This is a genomic window from Methylobacterium sp. Leaf117, assembly GCF_001422985.1.
Lineage (GTDB): Bacteria > Pseudomonadota > Alphaproteobacteria > Rhizobiales > Beijerinckiaceae > Methylobacterium.
This window is the reverse complement of record NZ_LMNL01000037.1, coordinates 317,750-335,962: the sequence shown is the minus strand read 5'-3', so window position 1 is coordinate 335,962 and position 18,213 is coordinate 317,750. Positions and strand designations below refer to the sequence as shown.

Here is an 18,213-nt window from a genome sequence, read left to right as displayed (position 1 = left end):
TCGCGACGCGTCTCCCAAGAGGACCGACAATCTTCGGAGGCGGGGCCTCGCGAAGGACGGGTCCTGTCGACAAGACGGGTCTGCAGCGGCGTTCCGTCGATATAAGTTCTTCTTTTGTTCTCATCAAGATTCCGGCCCTGCGCGTTCTGACGCGGCCCGGTGCTCAACCTTGGCCGGTGGCCACGGGTGCGAACCCGTTGCTGGCCGCCGCCCTGAGAAAGCCCCCTCCTAGCCGCGCTCGCGCAGCCATTGGCCGAGCTTGGTCCAGCGCCGCGCCTGCCGCACGCCGGACAGAGCCATCCGGATCGCCCGGGGCTGGCCGATCAGCACCACCAGTTGCCGCCCCCGCGTCACCGCCGTGTACAGGAGGTTGCGCGCCAGCATGGCGGCGTGCTGGGTCACGATCGGGATCACCACCGCCGGATATTCGGAGCCCTGGCTCTTGTGGATGGTGGTGGCGAAGGCCGGCACCAGGGTGTCGAGTTCGCCGTACGGATAGGCGACCGCGCGCCCGTCGAACGACACGATCACCGCCTGATCCTCGGTATCGATGCGGGTGACGCAGCCGAGATCGCCGTTGAATACGTCGCGGTCGTAGTCGTTCCGCGTCTCCATCACCCGGTCGCCGGGGGCAAAGCGCCAGCCGAAGCGCTCCACCGCCTCGGCCCCCGGCGGGTTCAGCACCCGCTGGAGTTCGTGGTTAAGGTTGCGGCTGCCGAGCACCCCGCGCAGCATCGGCGTCAGCACCTGCACGTCGCGGATCGGGTCGAGGCCGAAGCGGGCGGGGATGCGCGTCGTGACCACGTCGACCAGCCGGGCAAGCCCGATCTCGGGATCGTCGACCGCGATCCAGTAGAAATCCGCCGCATCCGGAGATGCCGGAGCTGTGGTCTCCGACCCCGGAGGCCCGGCCTCCGGGACCGGGGGTAACGCCTCCGGCACCGGAGGCAGCGCCTCCGGCATCAGCCCGCGGTTGATGCGATGGGCGTTGACGACGATCCGGCTCGCCGCGGCCTGGCGGAACACCTCGGTGAGGCGGGCCACGGGAACGCGCGCCGAGGCGATGAGGTCGGCCAGCACCTGGCCCGGCCCGACCGAGGGCAATTGGTCGACGTCGCCGACGAGGAGCAGGGCCGCCCGCTCCGGCATCGCCTTGAGGAGCGCGTTCATCAGCGGCACGTCGATCATCGAGGCCTCGTCGACGACGAGGAGGTCGCAGTCGAGCGGGCGGTCGGCGTCGCGGGTGAAGCCGCCGCCCGCCGGGTCGATCTCCAGGAGGCGGTGCAGGGTCCTGGCCGCCAGCCCGGTCTGCTCGGTCATGCGCTTGGCCGCCCGGCCGGTGGGGGCGGCCAGCAGCACGCGCACGCCCTTGGCGCCGAGGATGCGCAGGAGCGCGTCGAGCGTGCTGGTCTTGCCGACGCCGGGCCCGCCGGTGAGGACGCAGAGCCGGGCGGCGAGCATCGTCCCGATGGCGGCCCCCTGCGACGGCGACAGGGTCCGGCCCGTGCGCGCCTCGACCCAGGGGATCGCCCGGGCAGCGTCGATGGCGGGCCAGGGCGGGGGGCCGTCGCGGCGCGCGATCAGGCGCTCGGCGATGGCCCGCTCGGCCCCGTGCAGGCCCTTGAGGAACAGGCAGGTTTCGGAGCCGGAAGGCCCGGTCTCGATGGTGTCCGCCACCACGTCGGCGCCGCGCAGTTCCAGCGCGATGGCGAGGCGGATCAGATCGGGCTCGACCGCGAGCAGGCGCTGGGCGAGCGCCACGAGGCGCTCGGTCGGCAGGGCGCAGTGGCCCGCGTCGGTGGCGGTCTGGAGCGCGAAGGTGATCCCGGCACGCAGGCGCTGCGGCGCCTCCGGCGCCATCCCGAGCCGCATCGCGATGGCATCGGCGGTGCGGAAGCCGATGCCGCGGATGTCGCGGGCGAGGCGATAGGGGTCCTGCGTCATGACGGGAATCGCGTCGCGCCCGTAAGTGCGGAAGATACGCACCGCCCGGGCGGTGCCGACCCCGTGCGCGTGCAGGAACACCATGATCTCCCGCACCTGCTTCTGCTCGGCCCAGCCGCGCAGGATGCGGGCGGCGCGCTTGGGGCCGATCCCCGCCACCTCGGTCAGGCGGCCGGGCTCCGCCTCGATGACCGCGAAGGTGTCCGCGCCGAACAGCGCCACGATGCGCTCGGCCATGGCCGGTCCGATGCCGCGCATCTGGCCCGAGGCGAGGTAGCGGGCGATGCCGTCGCGGCCCGTCGGCGGCGTCACCCGCAGGGTCTCGGCCCGGAACTGCAGCCCGTGCTGGCGGTCGCTGGTCCATTGGCCCGCGGCGGCGATCCACTCGCCCGCCGCGATCGCCGGGGCGTGGCCGACCAGGGGCACGAGGTCGCGCCGGCCCGCCACGTGCACCTTGAGCACGCAGAAGCCGGTCTCGGCGTTGTGGAAGGTGACGCGCTCGATCGTGCCCGCGAGGGTGTCGTGGCCCGGATGCGGTTCGATCTCGCCCGGGCGGATCATCCTGTTCACGCAACAAGTCCTGCGTCAGGCTCAGGCCGCGCGGCGGCTGTTTCTGTTGAATCAGGCCGCGCGGCGGCTGTTTCTGTTGAATCAGGCCGCGCGGCGGCTGGGTTTCTTCGGCGGCCAGCCCAAGGCGACGAGGCGGGCGCGGGCGTAGTCGCGGACTTCGTCGCGGGTGCCCGGCGGCATTCCGGCGAGCACCTGCTGGGTTTCGGCATCGAGCATCAGGTCGGTCACCGCGTCGATGCTGTCCTGCGCGTCGATGCGGCGCTTCAGGTCGGCCTCGGCCTCCGTCACCGCGTCGAACGGATCGGGATTCGCGAAGGCGTCGTCGACGGCCTCGATCGCGGCCGGGTGGCCCTGCCGGAACTCGTCGGCCTCCTCCTCGGAATAGACCAGCCCGTGCAGTTCCAGGAGCTTGAGGATCACCCGGTCCTTGGCGCGCTTCTCCGCCATGGCGTAGACGTAGCCGGCCTGGCGGCCGGACACCCGGTAGTTCACGTTGACCAGGGCCTCGCCGATCGACCACTCGACCCGCTCGGTCCCGGCCTTCGTCCCGGTTTTGGTCCCCGCCATCCTGCCCGTCACCAGGATGACGGCCTCGTCGCGCTCGGCCCGCACCAGGGTCGGCGGGTCGAAGGTGATGCCGGCCTGGGCCGCGATCCGCTCCAGGGTCCGGTGATAGATCACCGCCGTGCCCTGCACGCGCCAGACATTGCCGCCGAAGGGTTCCCCGTAGCGGACCAGAATGTCCGCGATCTGCTTGTCCGCCGTTCTCATCCGGTCCGCCCGTCGCGATGCGGAGCCCCCATCGCGTTCATGATTTGTTCTGACCATTCCGATTTGGTTCCGGCGGGTCGCGTCTGCAAGTGGGTCTTTGCAAGTGGGTCTTTGCGAGTGGGTCTTTGCCAGTGGGTGCGTCGCATTCGATGGTCGGCTAGAGTTGCCCGCCGGAGACGTTGCCCTCGCGCCGCAGCAGAGACCCCGTCGAACCGGCATCATCCCAAGCAAGCATGACCATAGGAGCCTCGATGACCGCGCTGATCTTCTCCGTGTCGCGCTCCGATGGCGAGGGCGTCTACCGGATGGAGGCGACGAAGACGCCACGCGGCGTGCGCTTCACCTGCACCTGCCCGGAGGGGGTCGCGGACCAGCATTGCGAGCACCGCCTCGCCCTGCTCCTGGGCGATGTCGCCCACCTCGCCTCGGTCGATCCCGCGGCGGTGGAGGCGCTCAAGGGCCTGACCCGCGGCTCGCCCCTGATGCACGCCGTCCATCGCCTGGCCCAGGCGGAGGCCGCGGAGGCCGAGGCCCGCGCCGACCTGGAGCGCGCCCGGCAGGTGCTCGCCACCATCTTGGGTGGATGAATCCACCATTCCGGGTGGATGAATCCGCCGTTCTGGGCGGATGAATCCGCCGTTCTGGGCGGCTCGCCCCGCCGGCCGGGCGGTGACCTCGGCCGGGTGGGCAACCGGACCCGGTGCGTCGGCTTCAGCCCCGGTCGGGCCGCGCCTCCCAGATCGCGGCCTCGACGAAGGGACGCCGAAGCTGCGGCCCGGCGCCGCTGCGGTGGATGAAGTCGTTGGCGCCGGGGTGGCGGCGGATGGCCTTGGCCAGGTTCAGCCGGTAGCCGGCCGCGAACACGAAGGGCGGCGCCATCGGGTCGGCCATGAAGGCCTCGATGGCCGCCTTGACCTCGGTCTCGGGGATGAGGCCCAGGTCGCACAGGGCGCGGATCGTCAGCTTCTCGGTCATGCGGTCCTCCATAGGCGCAAGGGGGATCGGCGCAAGGGGGATGGGCGCAAGGGGGGCGCCGCCGCAACGCGGCCTTGAGCCGAGGCACCGCACCGGCTACCTCTTGGTGCGGGGGCCAAGCTTGCCCGGAAACCCGGCCGCGCCGCGCGCGGCGCCGCCGGGGCATTCCGAGACGCCGTCCCGCCGGCCGAAAGTGCATCCGTGGCGCCCACCCTGTCCCCCCCGCTTCCCCCCCCAGAGCCCGAATCCGGCGGCCGCCCGCGGGTGAGCGCGCGCGGCCGCCTGCGGACCTACTTCCTCACCGGCATCATCGTGTCGGGGCCGCTCGCCATCACGATCTACCTGACCTGGTGGTTCATCAGCCTCATCGACGGCTGGGTGAAGCCCCTGGTGCCGGCGAGCTACCTGCCCGACCATTACCTGCCGTTCTCGATTCCGGGACTCGGCCTCCTCATCGCCTTCGTGGCGGTGACGCTGCTGGGCTTCCTCACCGCCAACCTCGTCGGGCGCAGCGTGGTCGAGTTCGGCGAGGTGCTGCTCGCCCGCACCCCCGTCATCTCGGGGCTCTACAAGGGCCTGCGCCAGATCTTCGAGACCCTGTTCTCAGCCAACGGCACCTCGTTCCGCACCGTCGGCCTGGTGGAATTCCCCGTGAAGGGCACCTGGTCGGTGGTGTTCCTCTCGGCGCCCGCCGCCCCGGACGTGCAGAACGCCCTGGCGCCGGGGGGCGACCATGTCGGGGTGTTCCTGCCCTGCGCGCCCAACCCGACCACCGGGTTCTTCTTCTACCTGCCGCGCAGCGAGATCGTCGAAGTGGCCATGAGCGTCGACGACGCGGCCAAGCTGGTGATGTCGGCCGGCGTGATCCAGCCCGAGGATCCGCACGCCCGAGACACCCATGCTCGGGAAGGCCATGCTCGGGAAGGCCATGCCCGGGAAGGCCATGCTCGGGAAGGCCATGCCCGGGACGCCCACGCAAAGGAGTCCCACACCAGGTTCCAGGCCCTGGCCTCCACCCTGCGGGCGGCCCAGGGGGAACCCGCCGGCCCGGCGGCCCGCCGCGAAGAGGTCTGATCCGGCGCCTCGCCGGGACGCGGATCGATTCCGGTCAGGCCGGCGGGAGCGGAGCTGCCAGACATCGCCGCAGGGCCTCCGCCGCCGGCGCGGGGTGCCCGAACAGGTAGCCCTGGACCTCGTCGCAGGCGGCCGCGCGCAGGCGGGCGAACTGCGCGTCCGTCTCGATGCCCTCGGCGGTGGTGGCGATGCCGAGGCTCGCCCCGAGGCCGATGACCGCCCGGACGATGGCCGCCGCGTGCGGGTTGGATTCCATCTCGCTCACGAAGGTGCGGTCGATCTTGATCCGGTCGAACGGAAAGGCGCGCAGGTAGCTCAGGGAGGCATAGCCGGTGCCGAAATCATCGAGGGCGATCCGGACGCCGAGGGCGCGCAGGCGGTGCAGGGTGGCGAGGTTGGCCGCGTTCTCCGCGAGCAGGACGGTCTCGGTGATCTCGAGTTCGAGCCGTTCGGGCGCCAGCCCGGCCTCGGCCAGGATCCGGCCCACGCCCTGGACGAGGCGGCGGTCCCGGAACTGGAGCGGCGAGAGGTTGACGGCGACCCGGAGGTGCCCGGGCCAGCCCGCCGCCTCGGCACAGGCCCGGCCCAGGACCCAGTCGCCGATCGGCCCGATCAGGCCCGTCTCCTCGGCCAGCGGCACGAACTCGGCGGGCGGGACGAAGCCGCGTTCGGGATGGCGCCAGCGCAGCAGGGCTTCGAAGCCGGTGAGTTGCCCGGACCCGACCCCCAGGATCGGCTGGTAATGGACCTCCAGGGCGCCCGCCGCGAAGGCGGTGCGCAGGTCCTGCTCCAGGGCGCGCCGCCGTTGAAGCCCCGCCTCCATCGCGGGTTCGAAGACCCGGTGGGTGTTCCGGCCCGCGGCCTTGGCCTGGTACAGGGCGAGATCGGCATTGCGCAGGAGACGGTCGGGATCGGTCCCGTCCCGGGGCAGGCGGGCGAGCCCGATGCTGACGCCGATCCGGACCGCCTGCCCCTGGATCGGGAAGGGCCGGCCGAGGCTTCGGATCAGCCGGGCGGCGAGGGTCCGCACGCGCTCGACCGGGATCGGCGCGGAGGCCGGGTCGTCCACCATCAGGATCGCGAACTCGTCGCCGCCCATGCGCGCGACGACCACCTCCCGTCCGACCGCCGGCCCGGCTTCTCGGCCCTCTTCTCGGCTGCCTTCTTGCCCGGATTCTTGCCCGGATTCTTGCCCGGATTCTTGCCCGACCCCCTCCAGCAACCGTTCGGCGACGCCGCACAGCAGCGTGTCGCCGGCGGAATGCCCGAGGGTATCGTTGACGGATTTGAAATGGTCGAGGTCGAGGCAGAGCAGCCAGGCCCCGACGCCGCTCCAGCGCGGCTGCGCGATCACCTCCGCGAGGCGGTCGCGCAGCCGCACGCGGTTGGGCAGATCGGTCAGGGCGTCGTGATGCGCCATGTGGGCGATGCGGGCCTCGGCCCGGCGCCGCTCGGTCACGTCCACCACGGCGGCCAGCACCGCCGCGCGCCCATGGAACTCGAGGCGGCGCTCGAACAGGTTGACCTCGATCCGGGTGCCGTCGGCCCGCCGATGGACCCGGGGCAGGCCCGGATCCGTCATCGCCCGGGTTGCGGGCTCGAGGTCGCCCTGGGTCAGGGCGAGGAAGCGATCCCGGGCGTAGCCGTAATGGACCAGGGCCGCATCGTTGACCGCGAGAAAGCGATGATTGTCGCGGTCGACCAGCCACATCGGCAGCGGGTTGTTCTCGAACAGGAGGCGCGCGGACGCCTCGCGGGCCTTCAGGTCGCCCACATCGACGAAGGTCAGGGCGAGGAGATCGCCGATGCAGCCGGCCTCGATCTTCAGGTGGAGGACGGCCCCGTCCGGCACCGGAACGCTGAGCTCGAACACCGCACGGCGTTCCGCCTCGATGATGCGGAACAGGCGCCGCAGGGCCCGGGTCTCGACGAGGCCCGGGACGATATCGGTGAGGCGCCGCCACTGCAGCTCCGGGATGGTCCGGCCGAGCATGCGGGCGGCTCCCTCGTTGGCCGCAACGATCTTGAAATCGTTCAGCCGCCCGTCGGGGCCGCGGACCGTGCTCAGGGCCAGCATGCCCTGGTCGGTGGCGCCGAAGATCGCCTTCACGAGGTCGTAGCGCGAGGGCGGACCCGACAGGCTGACCAGGACCAGGGGCTGCTCCGCGCCCCAGGACAGGGGCAGGGCCAGGAACGTGATGCCGGTGACGATGCCGTCCTGCACGCGGTCGCAGCGTGTCCGGGCGGGACCGTTCTGGTCGAGGGCCCGGGCGACGACCTCGTCGAGAGGCTGGCGCACGTCCTCGCCGAGATCCGACACGGCGCAGCGGACCTCGCCGGGAACCCGCTCGCTGCGCCCGAGCCAGATGGCGAAATGGCTGCCGCTCCAGAGGATCCGGGTCGGCCGGCCGTCCTGCGTGGCGATCAGGGCGGCGTGGTCGGCATGGCGCCCGAGCGTGCCGAGCACCACGGACTCGTAGGTGGGGATCGCCTCGCCGGCGCGGCGGGCGGCGTGCCAGCGATCGATCAGGGGCGTCGGCCGCGCGGCGTCGCGTCGCGATCCCCGGGGTTCGCCCTGGCCCTGGCTCGGCATCGACCCCGCTCCCCTGGTTGCAGGCGGGAGGCTGCGCACGGGAAGGTTGACGCCAGGTTCATCAGCCGGCGCAGGACACTGATCCTTGAAAACCGATCGTCGAAAACCGGTCCGTGCCCTATCCGGCGCCCAGCAGCCGGATCGCGGCGTCGCGCTCGAACAGGTAGAGCAGCACCCGCAGGGCCTGGCCGCGCGTGCTCTTCAGGCCGGGATCGCGCTGGACCACGAGTTGCGCATCGTCGCGGGCCACCTGCAGCAATTCGGCGTCGGTCTCCAGGCTGGCGAGGCGGAAGGCCGCGAGGCCCGATTGCCGGGTGCCCAGCACCTCGCCCTCGCCGCGCAGGCGCAGGTCTTCTTCCGCGATGCGGAAGCCGTCCTCGGTCTCGCGCATCATCTCCAGGCGCGCCCGCGAGACCTGCCCGAGGGGACCGCGATAGAGCAGCAGGCAGGTGGAGGCGCGGGTACCCCGCCCGACCCGGCCGCGCAGCTGGTGGAGCTGGGCCAGCCCGAAGCGCTCCGCATGCTCGATGACCATGATGGTCGCTTCCGGCACGTCGACGCCGACCTCCACCACCGTGGTGGAGACCAGGATCCTGGTCTCGCCCCGCTGGAAGCGCTCCATGGCGGCGTCCTTGTCGGGCCCCGGCATCTTGCCGTGGATGAGGCCGACCGCGTCGCCGAAGCTGTGGCGCAGATCCGCGAAGCGCTCCTCGGCGGCGGCCAGATCGACGAACTCGGATTCTGCCACCAGGGGGCAGATCCAGTAGACCCGGTCGCCGGCGGCCACGGCCCGGCCCAACCCCGCCACCACCTCGTCGAGGCGGTCGGTGGAGACGAGGCGGGTGGCGATCGGCTGGCGTCCGGCGGGCTTCTCGTCGAGCACCGAGACGTCCATGTCGCCGAAGCAGGTCAGCGCCAGGGTGCGGGGAATCGGGGTCGCGGTCATCACCAGGATGTCGACGGCGGCGCCCTTGGCCCCCAGCGCCAGGCGCTGGTGCACGCCGAAGCGGTGCTGCTCGTCCACCACCGCCACGCCGAGATCGGCGAACACCACGCTGTCCTGGAACAGCGCGTGGGTGCCGACCACGATGTCGACCGCGCCGGATGCCAGCGCCGCCAGGGTGGCGCGACGCTCGGAGGCCTTGTCGCGCCCGGTGAGGAGGCGCAGGCGCAGGCCGTCGGTGAGAGGCGCCAGGCGCTCGAAATGCTGGCGCGCCAGGATCTCGGTGGGGGCCATCAGGGCGGCCTGGCGCCCGACCTCCACGGCCGACGCCATGGCGAGCAAGGCCACGGCGGTCTTGCCGGAGCCGACATCGCCCTGGAGCAGGCGCAGCATGCGCCGGTCGGAGGCGAGATCGGCGCGGATCTCGGCGACGGCGCGGCTCTGCGCCCCCGTGAGCGCGAAGGGCAGGGCGGCCTCGATCCGGCCGCTCAACCTGCCGTCCCCCGCATTGGCCCGGCCCGGGGCGCGGCGGTTGCGGGCGCGCATCAGGGCCAGCGCCAGCTGCGAGGCGAGAAGCTCGTCATAGGCGAGGCGCCGCCGGGCCGGCGTGCGCGGCGGCGCGGTCATGCCCTCCGGCACGGGCGGCGGCGCGCTCTCGGGCCGGTGCTCGGCCCGCAGGGCGTCGGCGAAGGCCGGCAGCCCCTCGCGGGCGATCCAGGCCGGGTCCTGCCACTCGGGCAGCACCGGCAGGCGCTCCAGGGCGGCATGGGCGAGCTTCGAGATCGCCCGCGAGGTCAGCCCCTCGGTGGCGCCGTAGATCGGCTCGACCACGGGGAGAGCGGCCAGCCCTGCCTCGTCGACGATGCGGGCGGGATGGACCATCTGGCGGTGCCCGTCCCAGAGATCGATGCGCCCGGTGATGTAGCGGTGGCTCCCGAGCGGCAGCATCTTCTCGACCCGGGCCTGGGGCATGCCGAAGAACACCAGGGTGATGTCGCCGGTGGCGTCCTCGACCAGCACCCGGAACGGCCGCCGGCCGGCCCCGGGCTGGGGCGCCCGGTAGCCCGTCACGGTGACGCCGAGGGTCACCGGCTCGCCAGGGGGCGCCTCCGCGATGGAGCCCATCAGGCGACGGGCGACGCCGCCCTGCGGCAGGTGGAACAGGAGGTCGACGATGCGGGCCGGCTGCTCGGGCGTGCCGAGCAGCCGCTCGATCATCGGCGCCATCTTGGGGCCGATGCCCGGCAGCCCGCGCGCGGGCGCGAACAGGGCATCGAGGATGCTCGGACGGAGCAGGGGCTGGCGCGGCGCGGCGTCGGTCATGCGGCTCGTTGGAGGGAAGGCACGGATGGGATGCGGAACGGGCGCCACCGTGCGTGACGGCGGGATGGTGGCGCGGGCGGCTGTCTCTATATACACCCACGAAGGCTTGGTCCTGCGACGGATGCCGCATCGGGGCCGGGCAGGGGATGGCATGATCCGGGGATCCCCGGATCACAGCATCCCGGGATCCCCGCATCACAGGCTGACCGCATGTCCGGCACCACCCGCACCAGCGCCGACCTCGATCCGCGCCGCCGCCGCACCCTCTTCCGCGCCTGGCACCGCGGCATCCGCGAGATGGACCTGATCATGGGTCGCTTCGCCGATGCCGAGATCGGCACCCTCTCGGAGGAGGAGCTGACCCTCTTCGAGGCCCTGATCGAGGTGCCGGACCGCGACCTGTTCCGCTGGCTCACCGGCGAGGACCCGACGCCCGAGAACTACGACACCCCGGTCTACCGCCGCCTCAAGGCCTTCCATAAGCACGACGCGCCGATTCATTAGGGGGCGATGGCGACAGGGGGCGATGGCGACCCGTTCGCGCCCCTCGGTATCGCCTGTCGATCCTGCCCCGTGCAGACATCCTGTCTGGCTTGAGCCGCAAGCGTCGGCGTCGGCCCGGAGCATCACGCCATGACGTCCGTCGCGTTTCCAGACATCCGCATCACCGCCGGGTTGATCGACGACGGTCACGGTCGGCTCCTGCTGGTGCGGAAACGGGGCACCCGCTGGTTCATGCAGGCCGGCGGCAAGATCGAAACGGGCGAAAGCGCGCGGTCGGCCCTGTGCCGTGAACTCCACGAGGAAATCGGCGTGACGCTGGAGGAGGGCGAGGCCCGCCATCTCGGCTGTTACCGGGCTGTCGCCGCCAACGAGACCGGGATGATGGTTCAGGCCGAACTCTTCCATCTGAGACTGGCCGGGACGCCGACGATCGGCTCGGAAATCGAGGAGGCGATCTGGGTCGCGCACGACGCAGCAGGGGGCCTCCCGCTGGCCCCGCTCACGCGCGACCATGTCCTTCCGCTGGCAAGAGCCCTTCCCCTGGCAAAAGCCCTTCCGCTGGCAAGAGCGCTCTGAACGTCCGGTCCGGCACCCACGGAGACCGTCGATTCCGTTTCGGTGTCACGCTGATCGACGGCGTCCGATTGCAGAGGGATCGCGTTCGCGCCAAGTCTTGCGCCGACCGCAACCTGCAGCTGCATCTTTCGGGGTGCAGCGGCGTCAGCCGAGACGAGCCCTGTGAGCGCATCCATCGCGACCGCGAAGAACGGGGCGGCCCTCGCCGCCGTTTCCCTGTCGGCCCTCATGCTGGGACTCGAGATCTCCAGCATCCCGGCCATCCTGCCGACCCTCGAGCGGGTCCTGCCCGCCGACTTCCGGCAGCTGCAATGGATCGTGAACGCTTACACGATCGCCATGACGACCTGTCTCATGGCGATGGGGGCCCTCGCCGACCGCCTCGGGCGAAAGCGCGTCTTCATGGCCGGCGTTCTCGCGTTCGGCCTCGCCTCCTTGGCCTGCGGGCTGGCAACGCAGGCGCCGGTCCTGATCGCCGCCCGCTTCGTGCAGGGTGCGAGCGCCGCCGCCATGCTGGCCTGCCAGATCGCCATCCTGTCCAACCAGTTCCGCGATGGGGCGGAGCGTGGCTCGGCCTTCGGCTGGTGGGGCGTCGTCTTCGGCTTCGGTCTCGGATTCGGCCCGCTGATCGGCGGGCTCACCGTGGCGGTTGCAAGTTGGGAATGGGTGTTCCTGGTTCATGTCGAGCTCGCCGCCGTGACGTGGGCCGCCGCGAAGGCCGGCATCACGGAATCCTTCGACACCCAGGCGGTGCGGTTCGACTGGCCGGGCGTGGCCACGCTCTCCTTCTCCGTCTTCGCGCTGGTCTATCTCATCACGCAGGGCGAAGCGCCCGTCCCTGCCAACCCCGCAGCCCTCGCGCTCGCCCTCGCGGGCCTTGCGAGCGTCCTCGCCTTCCTTCTGGTGGAGACGCGCACGCCTCGCCCGATGTTCGACTTCGGCGCCTTCCGCAACCGGGCCTTCTCCGGCGCCCTTCTCGGCGCGGCCGGCATGAACTTCAGCTTCTGGCCCTTCGTGATCTACCTGCCGATCTACGTCCAGGCGGTTCAAAACCTCGACAGCGTCCGGATGGGTCTGGCGCTTCTCGCCTAGACGTTGCCGACGCTCCTCGTCCCCCCGCTGGCCGAGCGATTGCTCCTGGCGCGCGGACCCCGCTTCGTGATCCCGCTCGGCCTCCTCACCATCGGCCTGGGCTTCGTCCTGATGCGGCTGGGGGCAGGCCTCGGCGAAGCGGCCTGGGTCACCCTGCTGCCCGGCTGTGTCGTGACCGGTCTCGGCGTGGGCCTCACCAACACGCCCGTCGCCAACACGGCGACAGGCTCCGTCGCGATCGAGCGCGCCGGCATGGCCTCAGCCATGGACATGAGCGTGCGGATGATGGCGCTCTCGATCAGCATCGCCCTGATGGGCCTCATCCTCGTCCGGGGCATCCGCGCAAGCCTGGAACCCGTCGCGCCCCACGCGGCTTCAGGCCTGACCGCGCTCTCCGAATCCGTCGCCGCCGGCAACCTCGCCGCGGCCGAGGCCGCCGGTATCCCCGTTGAGATGGCCCGTCACGCGCTCGGAGAGGGGTTCGATGCGGTGATGCTCTATGGGGCGACAGCAGCCTTCGGGTTTGGGTGTCTCAGCTTGTTGACCCTGAAGGGCGGAGCAAGGATGCCGGCTCTCCGCTGACGCATGGGATTTGTCAGGGATCATCGGGTTTGTCAGGGATCCGTGGAAACCGGTGATCCCGACAGGACAAACGAAAACGAAAGCGTCTCAAGCCTCGCGCTCCGCGGATCAGGTGCCGAACCCCGTCGTCGTCCGAGTTTCGAGTTCCGAGCGTCGGCAAACGGCAGGCTGTCGTCGAAAAGACTTGACAATATTCCTATATTGTGCCTCTATCCTCACACCTGCCGCCCGAACGAAGCGGGAGCCTGACCGGAGACCGACCGGGTGGGCTGGAGGGCGGCGGGGCGGTGCCCGCGTCGGTGGCTTCGGTCGCTGCCGCCTCGGGCGACGGCTCGTTACAACCGTTGGCTCGGGTCTGGGCGGCGCGCCGGGGGAGGAAATGCCCTCGCCGTTCGACCCGTCCCTGGGGCAGCGGGGAAAAGCTGCGGCGCCGCCCATGACGAGGCGGCGTGCGACGAAGGCTCGCTCCGAAGCGTGCGGGGTCTCTCCGAAACCCGCCGAACTTAGCGCCAGCACGAGATCCGTTGGAGACATCGCGACGTGAACGGCCCCGGCGGCGACGCCGGAGCCCGGGACGCCGGGGGACCGGCAACCATCAAAAGCGCACAGAAGGGTTCCGCGGCGTCCCGCGTCCCCGTTCGGCGTGTTCCTTGGGCCATGCCCCCGGCGCAAAACCGCGCGCGGGGGTAAAGCCGCTTGGGGGGGGGGCCGCTTGGGGGGGGGCCGGCCGCACGCCGCTGCGCTGGATCAACGCGGCGGGGTGCGTTAACGCCGGTACGGCGCGGGGCAGGTCTGGTAAGGACCGGGCTCAGGGATACATACGCGTTCGTCGCTTCCGGGTCCGCGCCCGGGGGAACGCAACGTCCTTTCGAGGCCGCCGCGGCGGTCCTTCCGAGACAGGAGGGCGGACGGAGACAGTCGCTTCCGCCCGGCCCAGCACGAGTTCAGAACCCCGACCCGATGGCCAAGCCCCAGACGAACCCGCCTCAGATCAAAGCGGCCGCCCCCGCGCCGAAGCCCCAGACGGCGCGCTTCGCCCTGCCGAAATCCGGGGCGCTGGCCCGCGCCCTCGACGCGCTGAAGCGCGGCGACAGCCCGACCCTGGCCAATGTGCCGGAGGGCTTCGACGCCCTCGTGGTGGCGGATCTGGCCCGGGCGCTCAGCCGCGATTTCGAGGGGCCGGCGGTGCTGGTCCACGTGGCCCGCGATTCCGGGCGCTCGGCCGCCTTCGTCAGTGCCCTGAAGTTCGTCGCGCCCGAGATCGAGACGATGAGCGTGCCGGCCTGGGACTGCCAGCCCTACGACCGGGTCTCGCCCAACGGCGCCATCGCGGCCCAGCGCATGACGGCCCTGTCGCGGCTCGCCCGCTCGCGCTCCTCGGAGGAGCAGCCCCGCATCCTCTGCACCACCGTCAACGCCCTGATCCAACGCGTCCCCCCCCGCGAGAAGATCGCGGTCGAGACGTTCTCGGCCGCCATCGGCAACGTGGTCCCGATGGACACGGTGACGGCCTGGGTCGAGGCCAACGGCTTCCTGCGCACCGGGACGGTGCGCGACACCGGCGAGTACGCGGTGCGCGGCGGCATCCTCGATCTGTCGCCCCCCGGCCTGCCCAATCCGATCCGCCTCGACTTCTTCGGCGACACCCTGGAGTCGATCCGCGCCTTCGATCCCGAGACCCAGCGCACCGTCGGGCAGCTGCGCTCCCTCGACCTCGTGCCGATGAGCGAGGTGCAGCTCACCACCGAGACGATCCGGCGCTTCCGCCAGGGCTATCTCTCCACCTTCGGGGCGGCCACCCGCGACGACCGGCTCTACGAGACCATCAGCGAGGGCCGGCGCTATGCCGGCCTCGAGCACTGGATGCCGCTGTTCTACGACCATCTCGACACGCTGTTCGACTATGTCGGCGGGGTGCCGCTGGTGTTCGACGCCCAGGTGGACGAGGCGGCGGGCGAGCGCCTGACCCTGATCCGCGACTATTACGACGCCCGCGCCGAGGCGATGAAGGCACCGTCCCCGGGCGTCGCACCCTACAAGCCGCTGAAACCCTCCGCCCTCTATCTCACGCCGAACGAGTGGCGCGACCGGGTGGCCGCGGCCTCGGTCGCCCGGCTCTCGCCCTTCTCGATGCCGGAGAGCCCCGACCGGGCGACCATCGACTGCGAGGGCCGTCAGGGCCGCACCTTCGCGGCCGAGCGCGCCGACGAATCCGCCAGCGTGTTCGACGCCGCCGTCGCCCACGTGAAGGACCTGCAGGGGTCCGGTCATCACGTGATCCTGGGCTCCTGGTCCGACGGCTCGCGCGACCGGCTCTGCTCGGTGCTGGCCGATCACGGGCTGAAGAAGCCCGTCGCCATCAACACCCTGACGGCGGTGAACGCGCTGAAGCGCGGCACCGACGTGGCGGTGGCGGTGTGGGGCCTCGAATCCGGCTTCGTCGTCGACCGGCTCGCGGTGATCTCGGAGGGCGACATCCTCGGCGACCGGCTGGTGCGCCAGAAGCGCAAGGCCAAGCGCCCGCAGGACATCATCCTGGAGGTGCAGGCCCTCCAGCCCGGCGACCTCGTGGTCCATGCCGACCACGGCATCGGCCGCTTCGTCGGCCTCAAGACGGTGACGGCCGCGGGGGCGCCGCACGATTGCCTCGAGATCCAGTATGCCGGCGGCCTGCTGCTGCTGCCGGTGGAGAACATCGAGCTTCTGACGCGCTATGGCTCGGAGGATGCCGAGGTCGCCCTCGACCGTCTCGGCGGCGGCGCCTGGCAGGCCCGCAAGGCCAAGATGAAGAAGCGCATCCTGGAGATGGCGGGCCAGCTCATCCGGATCGCGGCCGAGCGCTTCGTCCGTCAGGCGCCCCGGCTCCACGCACCGGAAGGCCTGTACGACGAGTTCGCGGCGCGCTTCGCCTTCAACGAGACCGAGGATCAGGCCAACGCCATCGACGCGGTGCTCACCGACCTCAACGCCGGCCGGCCGATGGACCGCCTCGTCTGCGGCGATGTCGGCTTCGGCAAGACCGAGGTGGCGTTGCGCGCCGCCTTCGCGGGCGCGCTCGGCGGCAAGCAGGTGGCGGTGGTGGTCCCCACCACGCTGCTGGCGCGCCAGCACTACCGGACCTTCGCCGAGCGCTTCAAGGGCCTGCCCGTCGAGGTCGCCCAGATGTCGCGCTTCGTCTCGAACACCGAGATGAAGCGGGTGCGCGACGGGCTCACCGCCGGCACCGTCGACATTGTCGTCGGCACCCACGCGCTGCTGGCCAAGACCGTCGCCTTCAAGGATCTCGGCCTCATCATCGTCGACGAGGAGCAGCATTTCGGCGTCGCCCACAAGGAGCGCCTCAAGGCGCTCCAGGCCGACGTCCACGTGCTCACCCTGTCGGCGACGCCGATCCCCCGCACCCTGCAGCTCGCCATGACGGGGGTCCGCGAACTCTCGATCATCGCGACGCCGCCGGTGGATCGCCTGGCGGTCCGCACTTCGGTGACGCCGTTCGATCCCCTGCTGATCCGCGAGGCGCTGCTGCGCGAGCGCTATCGCGGCGGCCAGTCGTTCTACGTGGTGCCCCGCATCGAGGACCTCGCCGAGGTCAAGCGCTTCCTCGACCAGGAGATGCCCGAGACCACCGTCGCGGTCGCCCACGGCCAGATGGCGGCGGGCCAGCTCGAGGACGTGATGACGGCCTTCTACGAGGGCAAATACGACGTGCTGCTCTCGACCACCATCGTCGAATCCGGCCTCGACATCCCCACCGCCAACACCCTGATCGTGCACCGGGCCGACATGTTCGGCCTCGCCCAGCTCTACCAGCTGCGCGGCCGCGTCGGGCGCGCCAAGGCCCGGGCCTACGCGCTGTTCACCACCCCGGCCAACCGCACCCTCACGGTCCAGGCGGAGAAGCGCCTGCAGGTGCTCCAGACCCTCGATACCCTCGGGGCCGGCTTCCAGCTCGCGAGCCACGACCTCGACATCCGCGGGGCCGGCAACCTCCTCGGCGACGCGCAGTCCGGCCATATCAAGGAGGTCGGCTACGAGCTCTACCAGCAGATGCTGGAGGATGCCGTCACCGCGCTCAAGGCCGGCATCGACGAGCCGGTGGAGGAGGCGTGGTCGCCCACCATCGCCCTCGGCGCGCCGGTCACGATTCCGGAAGACTACGTGGAGGATCTCACGGTCCGCCTCGGGCTCTATCGCCGGCTCTCGACGCTGGAGAACGACGCCGAGATGGAGAGCTTCGGCGCCGAGCTGATCGACCGCTTCGGCCCCCTGCCGCCGGAGGTGGAGCAGCTCCTCAAGATCGTCACCATCAAGATCCTGTGCCGCGACACCAACGTGGAGAAGGTCGAGGCCGGCCCGAAGGGCGTCGTCGTCCACTTCCGTGACAAGGCCTTCGCCAACCCGCAGGGGCTGGTGACCTACGTCGCCGAGCAGGCCTCCTTCGCCAAGGTGCGGCCGGACATGAGCATCGTGTTCATCCGCGAACTCGACACCATCCCGGAGCGCCTCAAGGTGACGACCACGATCCTGCGCAGCCTGTCGACCATCGCCCGCCGCAAGAAGGCCGCCTAAGCCGCGAAGCGACGGGTCTCCCAAACGCGAAACGGGCGCGCCGCGCGGCACGCCCGTTTCGAAAAGCCGTTCTCCAAGAGCCGTTTCGGCCCGGTCGCTCAACCGATTCCGGTCAGAGGTCGGGCTCGTTGAGCACGTAGGGACCGATCTGGCTCTGCAGGTCGATGGCCGTTCCGGACCGGCGCGCCATGCCCTCGTCCACCACGATGACGGGAATGCCCGCCTGCCGCATCTGCTCCCGCAGACGCTCCGAGAGCTGGGCATAGGCCGGATCCCGGCGGGACGAGGCCTGGAGCAGGATTGCGGCCGGGCGCGCGATCACCGCGAGCACGTCGTGCGCCGCCTCGAGCGAGGCGGTGACGCTGGCATAACCGAGCTCGGCGAGTTCGGCGGCAAGCGAATGATCGATGGCGCGGTGACCATCATCGACAACGAGAACTTGTTGCAGCGCACCCATGAGCATCAGTGCTAGCCCATCCATCGTCCCTTGGAAAGAGACCCGTGTGACAACACACATGGGGGCGGTTGGTTCGCCGGCCACGTTTCGAACATGACCGTGACGTCGGCCGCCTGACCGGAACCTGAACCGATTCGGTGCGCCGCATCATTCCGTGCCGGAACGGCGCGAAGGTTTCGGCGCAAGATCCTCCAACGACCCGACAATCCGGTTCGCGGCGCTGCGCGCCCGCATCCCTCG

The 18,213-nt window shown here is 71.0% G+C and carries 11 protein-coding genes and 1 pseudogene; 6 read left to right on the top strand and 6 right to left on the bottom strand.

Annotated features, from left to right (window positions below; all coding sequences use genetic code 11):
- Positions 1–228: 228 nt before the first annotated feature.
- Positions 229–2,505, bottom strand: a complete 2,277-nt coding sequence (locus tag ASF57_RS21795; protein WP_056487284.1) for an ATP-dependent RecD-like DNA helicase — start codon at positions 2,503–2,505, stop codon at positions 229–231.
- A gap of 90 nt (positions 2,506–2,595) precedes the next feature.
- Positions 2,596–3,285 (bottom strand): hypothetical protein, encoded by a 690-nt coding sequence (locus ASF57_RS21790; protein ID WP_056487281.1) that lies wholly within the window; start codon positions 3,283–3,285, stop codon positions 2,596–2,598.
- A gap of 251 nt (positions 3,286–3,536) precedes the next feature.
- Between ASF57_RS21790 and ASF57_RS21785 the strand changes: the two genes are divergently transcribed.
- On the top strand, positions 3,537–3,872 hold the full coding sequence (locus ASF57_RS21785) for a hypothetical protein (RefSeq protein ID WP_056181101.1): 336 nt from the start codon (positions 3,537–3,539) through the stop codon (positions 3,870–3,872).
- A 124-nt stretch (positions 3,873–3,996) separates the two neighbouring features.
- Here the strand turns inward: ASF57_RS21785 and ASF57_RS21780 are convergent, their stop codons facing one another.
- Complete coding sequence (locus ASF57_RS21780; protein WP_056181282.1) at positions 3,997–4,260, bottom strand: hypothetical protein; 264 nt, start codon at positions 4,258–4,260, stop codon at positions 3,997–3,999.
- 201 nt (positions 4,261–4,461) lie between these two features.
- On the opposite strand from ASF57_RS21780, the gene ASF57_RS21775 reads away from it, so the two are divergent.
- Entirely contained in the window at positions 4,462–5,334 is an 873-nt protein-coding gene (locus ASF57_RS21775) for a DUF502 domain-containing protein (protein WP_056487277.1), read from the top strand.
- Between the two features lie 34 nt (positions 5,335–5,368).
- On the opposite strand, the gene ASF57_RS21770 is transcribed toward ASF57_RS21775, so the two are convergent.
- Together ASF57_RS21770 and recG are read right to left on the bottom strand one after the other, a co-directional pair.
- Positions 5,369–7,927, bottom strand: coding sequence for an EAL domain-containing protein (locus tag ASF57_RS21770; protein WP_244477057.1), 2,559 nt, complete (start codon positions 7,925–7,927; stop codon positions 5,369–5,371).
- Positions 7,928–8,045: 118 nt separating this feature from the next.
- The gene (gene recG / locus ASF57_RS21765; protein WP_056487273.1) at positions 8,046–10,193 is read right to left on the bottom strand and encodes an ATP-dependent DNA helicase RecG; all 2,148 of its coding nucleotides are present in this window, start codon (positions 10,191–10,193) and stop codon (positions 8,046–8,048) included.
- A 210-nt stretch (positions 10,194–10,403) separates the two neighbouring features.
- Between recG and ASF57_RS21760 the strand changes: the two genes are divergently transcribed.
- The 4 genes and pseudogenes from ASF57_RS21760 (at position 10,404) to mfd (ending at position 17,516) form a co-directional block, all read left to right on the top strand.
- Positions 10,404–10,697 carry a succinate dehydrogenase assembly factor 2 gene (locus tag ASF57_RS21760; RefSeq protein ID WP_056181110.1) on the top strand — a complete coding sequence of 98 codons (294 nt, stop codon included), beginning with the start codon at positions 10,404–10,406 and terminating at the stop codon, positions 10,695–10,697.
- A 129-nt stretch (positions 10,698–10,826) separates the two neighbouring features.
- Positions 10,827–11,273 (top strand): NUDIX domain-containing protein, encoded by a 447-nt coding sequence (locus ASF57_RS21755; RefSeq protein ID WP_056487270.1) that lies wholly within the window; start codon positions 10,827–10,829, stop codon positions 11,271–11,273.
- A gap of 162 nt (positions 11,274–11,435) precedes the next feature.
- A pseudogene (locus ASF57_RS21750) lies at positions 11,436–12,947 on the top strand (MFS transporter).
- A gap of 960 nt (positions 12,948–13,907) precedes the next feature.
- Positions 13,908–17,516, top strand: a complete 3,609-nt coding sequence (gene mfd / locus ASF57_RS21745; RefSeq protein WP_056487267.1) for a transcription-repair coupling factor — start codon at positions 13,908–13,910, stop codon at positions 17,514–17,516.
- A 112-nt stretch (positions 17,517–17,628) separates the two neighbouring features.
- Here mfd and ASF57_RS21740 read toward each other — a convergent pair whose 3' ends face one another.
- The gene (locus ASF57_RS21740) at positions 17,629–17,973 is read right to left on the bottom strand and encodes a hypothetical protein (RefSeq protein WP_056181292.1); all 345 of its coding nucleotides are present in this window, start codon (positions 17,971–17,973) and stop codon (positions 17,629–17,631) included.
- Positions 17,974–18,213 lie beyond the last annotated feature (240 nt).

Excerpts from the sequence above, each read along its gene's own strand:
- ASF57_RS21795 (WP_056487284.1), bottom strand. The coding sequence starts at position 2,505 with ATGATCCGCCCGGGCGAGATCGAACCGCATCCGGGCCACGACACCCTC.
- ASF57_RS21790 (WP_056487281.1), bottom strand. The coding sequence starts at position 3,285 with ATGAGAACGGCGGACAAGCAGATCGCGGACATTCTGGTCCGCTACGGG.
- ASF57_RS21785 (WP_056181101.1), top strand. The coding sequence starts at position 3,537 with ATGACCGCGCTGATCTTCTCCGTGTCGCGCTCCGATGGCGAGGGCGTC.
- ASF57_RS21780 (WP_056181282.1), bottom strand. The coding sequence starts at position 4,260 with ATGACCGAGAAGCTGACGATCCGCGCCCTGTGCGACCTGGGCCTCATC.
- ASF57_RS21770 (WP_244477057.1), bottom strand. The coding sequence starts at position 7,927 with ATGCCGAGCCAGGGCCAGGGCGAACCCCGGGGATCGCGACGCGACGCC.
- recG (WP_056487273.1), bottom strand. The coding sequence starts at position 10,193 with ATGACCGACGCCGCGCCGCGCCAGCCCCTGCTCCGTCCGAGCATCCTC.
- ASF57_RS21760 (WP_056181110.1), top strand. The coding sequence starts at position 10,404 with ATGTCCGGCACCACCCGCACCAGCGCCGACCTCGATCCGCGCCGCCGC.
- ASF57_RS21755 (WP_056487270.1), top strand. The coding sequence starts at position 10,827 with ATGACGTCCGTCGCGTTTCCAGACATCCGCATCACCGCCGGGTTGATC.
- mfd (WP_056487267.1), top strand. The coding sequence starts at position 13,908 with ATGGCCAAGCCCCAGACGAACCCGCCTCAGATCAAAGCGGCCGCCCCC.
- ASF57_RS21740 (WP_056181292.1), bottom strand. The coding sequence starts at position 17,973 with ATGGGTGCGCTGCAACAAGTTCTCGTTGTCGATGATGGTCACCGCGCC.